The sequence below is a fragment of the Streptomyces sp. NRRL B-24085 genome, assembly GCF_001282115.1.
GTDB lineage: Bacteria > Actinomycetota > Actinomycetes > Streptomycetales > Streptomycetaceae > Streptomyces.
The window spans coordinates 1-4,767 of record NZ_LJBR01000508.1 but is presented as its reverse complement, the minus strand read 5'-3'; the positions used below and the strand labels follow the sequence as shown (position 1 = coordinate 4,767).

Sequence of the window (4,767 nt, the reverse complement as noted above, 5' to 3'; positions counted from 1 at the left end):
TGCTGGAGACCACCGGCAAGCAGCTCCGCAAGCTGATGAGCTGGGTCAACGAGGAGGAGCGCTCGTGATCGCGCGGGCCGGCACGGAAGGGAAGCGGTGACGGTCTCATGACGACACTGCATGTCACCCTGCTCGGCGGGCTCCGCGAGATAGCCGCCGTACCACTGCCTGCGGCGGAAGCCGCGCACGGCACGCGGTCGCTGCGCCGCTTCGCCCTGGAACTCCACGTGCCGCACGAACGGCACGCGGCGCTGGATGCCGAACTACGGGCCGCCACCGCGCCGGACGGGACGTACCTGCAAGGCACCGACGCGATGTGGCGCGTGCTGGAAGGCTGGACCGTCGTGGCCCACGGTCTGCGGACCGGGATCCACCGGTACGGAGTGGAGATCGAGGAGGTGGAGGACGCGGTGCCCGCCGACAGCGGAGCCGAGGGCGAGGGCGCGTCAGCCCGGACGGGCGAGCGGCCCGCCGGGGAGAGCGCCGACGCCATGCAGCTCAAGCTGGCCGTCCTGGTACTGCCCGTGTCGGACGTCGACCGGGCGAAGTCGTTCTACGAGGCCGTCGGGTTCCGACTTGATGCCGACCATGCCGTCGACGCCTCCTATCGCGTGGTGCACATGACGCCCCCGGGATCGGCATGCTCGATCCTGTTCGGAACCGGAGTCACCACGGCTGCCCCGGGCTCGGTGCGGGGACTGCACCTCGTCGTCTCCGACATCGAGCAGGCCTGTCGGAACCTCCACGCGAGGGGCGTGGTGACCGGCGGGATCTTCCATGACACGAGCGGTGTGTTCCACCGCAGCACCGATGAGAAGCGGGTCGAGGGACCCGACCCGCAGCGTCGTGACTATCACTCCTACGCCGAGTTCAGCGACCCGGACGGCAATGAATGGGTGCTTCAGGAGGTGCCGGCGCACGCCTGAGAAGCTCGTGCAGGGTTCAACCGCGAGGGAGGGCGTCTTCCGGGGATCCGGAGCGATGCCCACCTTCGCCGTCTGTCGTCGTGCTGACGCTCAGGGTCTGGAGGGACTCGGCGATCGACGCGATACGTGTGTTCACGACCTGAACGGCCTCACGGAGCTGACGCAGCCGCCCCTCCAGAGCCGTCGCCTCGGCCGTGAGCCACGCCGCCACCGTGGCGGGGTCCGCCTGCAGATCAACGCTTCGGGACATCTTTCCGGTCCTCCTCGGACGTGTCGGACACCAGTCCCCGTACTGACCGGACAGCAGGCGCGCTTGTGACAGCCGCAGGCGGCGTACCCACAGTGGGGCGGGTGACCCGGGGGCGGGGCCGCGGCTTACCCGTCCCCGGTTCAGCAGGCTTCCAGGGCGAAGTCGCCCAGGATGTGCTGTCGTATGCGCCGCACCTCGGCGCGATCGGGTTCCACGGGCACCTGACCGCGGGCGTCCCGCTCGGAGGCGCTGTTGGCCCGGCGCACCGCCGCGCACAGGGCCTCGGCGCTGTCCGGCGCCTCGCCGACGACGTAGTACAGCCAGACGACCCGGGAGCCGGCCGACCGGCATGGCAGCCCGACCAACCAGGTGCGCGAGTCTCCAGGTGTGCTGAACATGAGGTCTCATCTCCGTTCTCAGCCGGCGGCGATGGCGGCAGAAGGGGGTGGGCTCCGTGAGGAGTTCCGCCCTTTCTGCATTGACTGGACAGCGCCCCGGTTCGTGACAGCGAAGCGGCCTGTTGCAGCCGTCCCCCCCCAACTGCCGTGGCGCGGCTCGTGGATGGGGCTCTTGGTGTCACAGATACATGGGTGTCCCTGTCTCATGAACGAACAGATCGGGCCAGGCAGGAGAAACAGGGTGTTCGTTCCGCGAGCCGCCGACACTCGTGCGTGGAGCCGCCATCGCCTCTCGCCGCACGAAAGACCACACATGAGCATCCCCATACCGCGGCCGGACGTTCCGGCCGTCGATCGCCGTGGAGGACATCGGGCTCACGACGCCCGTGAGCGTGGGGATTTCTCCTTCTGCCACGACCTCCGCGTGGTTCTGCTGTCCCAGGACGAACAGGACGAGGTCCACGTCCGGCGGCTGCTTCCGGACCGGCTGGCCGATGTGCTGGTCCGGCACAGGAACGTCGAGGAAGGATGCCGCACGTTCGGCACCCACGGCCCGCTGTGCGTTCTGGTGGGCAGCACACCGGCCGGACGGACCTTGGCCGACGTCGTCACCCGGATACGTCGCCACGCCCCCGACGCGGCCGTTCTCATTCTCGACGGCACACACGCGTCCCACGCCTGCCGCTCTGTCGCCGGGTCGGTGCAGGGCCGGGCCGATCACCGCCACAGCGCTCCCGACGAGTTCTGCCGGCAGATCTGGGTCGCTCTGCAACGCGCCGTTGCGGGCCGCACCATGTCGGGCGAGCAGATCGCGAGGGACAACGCCCTGCTGGAACGGGGCCTGTTGCCCGACCTGACGCTGCGGGCAGACGGCTTCACGACCGCCTTCCACTACGCGCCGGGTCGCGCGCACACGTTGCTGGGTGGTGACTTCTGCGATGTGGTGCGCGGCGACGACGGCAGCGCCCACGTGGTCATGGGCGATGTGTCCGGGCACGGTGCCGCCGCGGCCGCCCTCGGTGTCCACCTGCGCCTGGCATGGCGCACGGCCGTGCTGTGCGGGCAGAGCCAGCTGGAACAACTCCATCTGCTCGAACGCATCCTGACCGAGGAACGAGCGGAAGAGGAGACCTACGCGACCGTGGTGTCCCTGGTCCTGTCACCCCACCGCCGCACCCTGCGGACGGTCACCGCCGGCCATCCGGGCTTCCTGCACCGGTCCAGGGGAAAGGTCCGTTGGGTGGAGCCGCCGCCAGGTCTCCCACTGGGACTCTTCCCCGGGCAAGGGGACTGGCGTGAGAGCGAGATGACGATCCCGGACGGGGACGGCATCGTGCTGTTCACCGACGGACTCTACGAAGGTCGTACGGCCGGCGGACGGCTCGGGGAGGAGGGCTTGTTGAGGCTGGCCGGTCGGCTCGCGCATCTGGAACCGCAAACGTTCGTCGATGCCTTGGTAGGGGGAGTGTCGCTGCTGGCCGCTCCGTTCGGCGGGCTGCGGGACGACGTGGCGGTGCTTCATCTGACCTGCGACGCAGGGGGCGGGGTTTGACGTTCTGCCGACCCGCGAGGCCGGCCTGGCCTTGAAGCCGGTTCCCGCCGGGAAGGGGCGGGGATCACCGGGCTCTCGACCTAGTCGAGGGCCCGGTGATGGGAGAAGCGCGACACCAGTGGCGGCTCCATCAGCCAGCCGTGAGCCCGGCCGTGCCGTGCGTCGGTGGGGTCGGCTGTTTCGCGCAGCAGGGTGAAGGCCATCACCGCGCCGATGGCCAGCAAGCCGGCGCACAGGGGCATGGCCCGGTTGAACGCCGTGTCGAAGGAGTCGGGGGAGCGGTAGGCGTCCGGGCTCATACCGACCAGCAGCGGCAGTGCGGCCACGGAGACCAGCCCGGCCGCGCGGGCGGCCGCGTTGTTGATTCCGCTGGCCAGGCCCGCGTCGGCGGCCTCGACCGAAGCCAGCAGGGTCACGCTCAGCGGAGCGACCATGATGACCATGCCCGTGCCCATCACGAGCAGGGCGGGCAGAACGTCGGCGAAGTAGGACGCGTGTGCGCCCACCCGCGCCGTCATCAGCATGCCCGCCCCGCACACCACAGGGCCGACGGTGAGCGGGATGCGCGGTCCCAGGCGCTGGGCGAGCGTCCCGGAGCGGGCGGAGAACAACAGCATCACTACCGTGCTCGGCAACATGGCGGCGCCCGCCGCCAGTGCCGAGTAGCCCGCGACGATCTGAAGTTGCAGGGCCGTCAGGAAGAAGAACCCACCCAGCCCGGCGTAGACGCACAGGGTGATCAGGTTGATGGCCGTGAACGGCCGCGAGGAAAAGATCGACAGGGGCATCATGGGGTCACTGCTGCGCCGTTCCACCAGCAGGAACGCGGCCCCGGCCGCGACACTGCCCGCGGCCGCGGCAAGGGCGACGGGCCCGCCGGAACGGGCCTCGGTCAGCGCGTAGGTGGCCAGAGCGAGCGTCAGCGCGCCCATCGCCGCACCGGCGAGGTCGAAGCCCCGCCGGGACGGGGTCCGGGTACCGGCCGGGACGGTGGCCTGCTGAGGCCTGCCGACCGACTCCGGGACGTGGCGCATTGCCAGGGGCACGCACAGCAGCGCCGGGGGGATGGTCAGCAGGAAGGTCCAGCGCCAGCCGGGGCCGTCGACGAGCCATCCGCCGAGAAACGGCCCGAATGCCGCCCCGATGCCCCCGAACCCGGACCACAGACCGATGGCGCGCGGCCGGTCGTCCGGGTGGAAGGAGGCTTCGATGATCGCCAGTGAGCCGGGGGTGAGCAGCGCTCCGCCGACGCCCTGGAGCGCGCGGGCGGCGATGAGCGTGGTCGTGTCGGGGGCCAGTCCGCAGAGCAGGGACGCCGCGGCGAACCAGATGATGCCCAGGACGAAGACCCGGCGCCGGCCGAAGCGGTCGCCCAGGGAGCCACCCAGCAGGATGAGCCCGGCCAGGGTCAGCATGTAGGCGTTGACGGTCCACTGGAGTGCGGCGAGGTCGGCGTCGAAGTCGTCGCCGATGTGCGGCAACGCGACGTTGGTGACGGTCGAGCCGAGCAGCACCACGCTGGAGCCGAGGACGGTGGCCAGAAGGGTCCAGCGGCCGCGGGCACTGGCGATGCGCAGGAAGGCCGGGGCGCCCGGGGCGGGGGAGGGGTGCATGTCGTCTCCTTGGGACAGGGGGCCAGGA

Annotated in this window: 4 protein-coding genes; 2 read left to right on the top strand and 2 right to left on the bottom strand. The window is 70.5% G+C overall.

The window, feature by feature from the left end; all coding sequences use genetic code 11:
* Nucleotides 1-491: 491 nt before the first annotated feature.
* Nucleotides 492-926, top strand: a complete 435-nt coding sequence (locus AOJ26_RS38075) for a VOC family protein (protein ID WP_053852918.1) — start codon at nt 492-494, stop codon at nt 924-926.
* Nucleotides 927-1,316: 390 nt separating this feature from the next.
* On the opposite strand, the gene AOJ26_RS38065 is transcribed toward AOJ26_RS38075, so the two are convergent.
* Nucleotides 1,317-1,574 carry a hypothetical protein gene (locus AOJ26_RS38065; RefSeq protein WP_053852916.1) on the bottom strand — a complete coding sequence of 86 codons (258 nt, stop codon included), beginning with the start codon at nt 1,572-1,574 and terminating at the stop codon, nt 1,317-1,319.
* 205 nt (nt 1,575-1,779) lie between these two features.
* On the opposite strand from AOJ26_RS38065, the gene AOJ26_RS38060 reads away from it, so the two are divergent.
* Nucleotides 1,780-3,126 carry a PP2C family protein-serine/threonine phosphatase gene (locus AOJ26_RS38060; protein ID WP_159044490.1) on the top strand — a complete coding sequence of 449 codons (1,347 nt, stop codon included), beginning with the start codon at nt 1,780-1,782 and terminating at the stop codon, nt 3,124-3,126.
* Nucleotides 3,127-3,206: 80 nt separating this feature from the next.
* Here the strand turns inward: AOJ26_RS38060 and AOJ26_RS38055 are convergent, their stop codons facing one another.
* Nucleotides 3,207-4,739, bottom strand: coding sequence for an MFS transporter (locus AOJ26_RS38055; RefSeq protein WP_053852914.1), 1,533 nt, complete (start codon nt 4,737-4,739; stop codon nt 3,207-3,209).
* Nucleotides 4,740-4,767: the final 28 nt, after the last annotated feature.

Bases quoted from the DNA above. Each gene is read 5' to 3' on its own strand.
- AOJ26_RS38075 (WP_053852918.1), top strand. From the start codon at position 492: ATGCAGCTCAAGCTGGCCGTCCTGGTACTGCCCGTGTCGGACGTCGAC.
- AOJ26_RS38065 (WP_053852916.1), bottom strand. From the start codon at position 1,574: ATGTTCAGCACACCTGGAGACTCGCGCACCTGGTTGGTCGGGCTGCCA.
- AOJ26_RS38060 (WP_159044490.1), top strand. From the start codon at position 1,780: ATGAACGAACAGATCGGGCCAGGCAGGAGAAACAGGGTGTTCGTTCCG.
- AOJ26_RS38055 (WP_053852914.1), bottom strand. From the start codon at position 4,739: ATGCACCCCTCCCCCGCCCCGGGCGCCCCGGCCTTCCTGCGCATCGCC.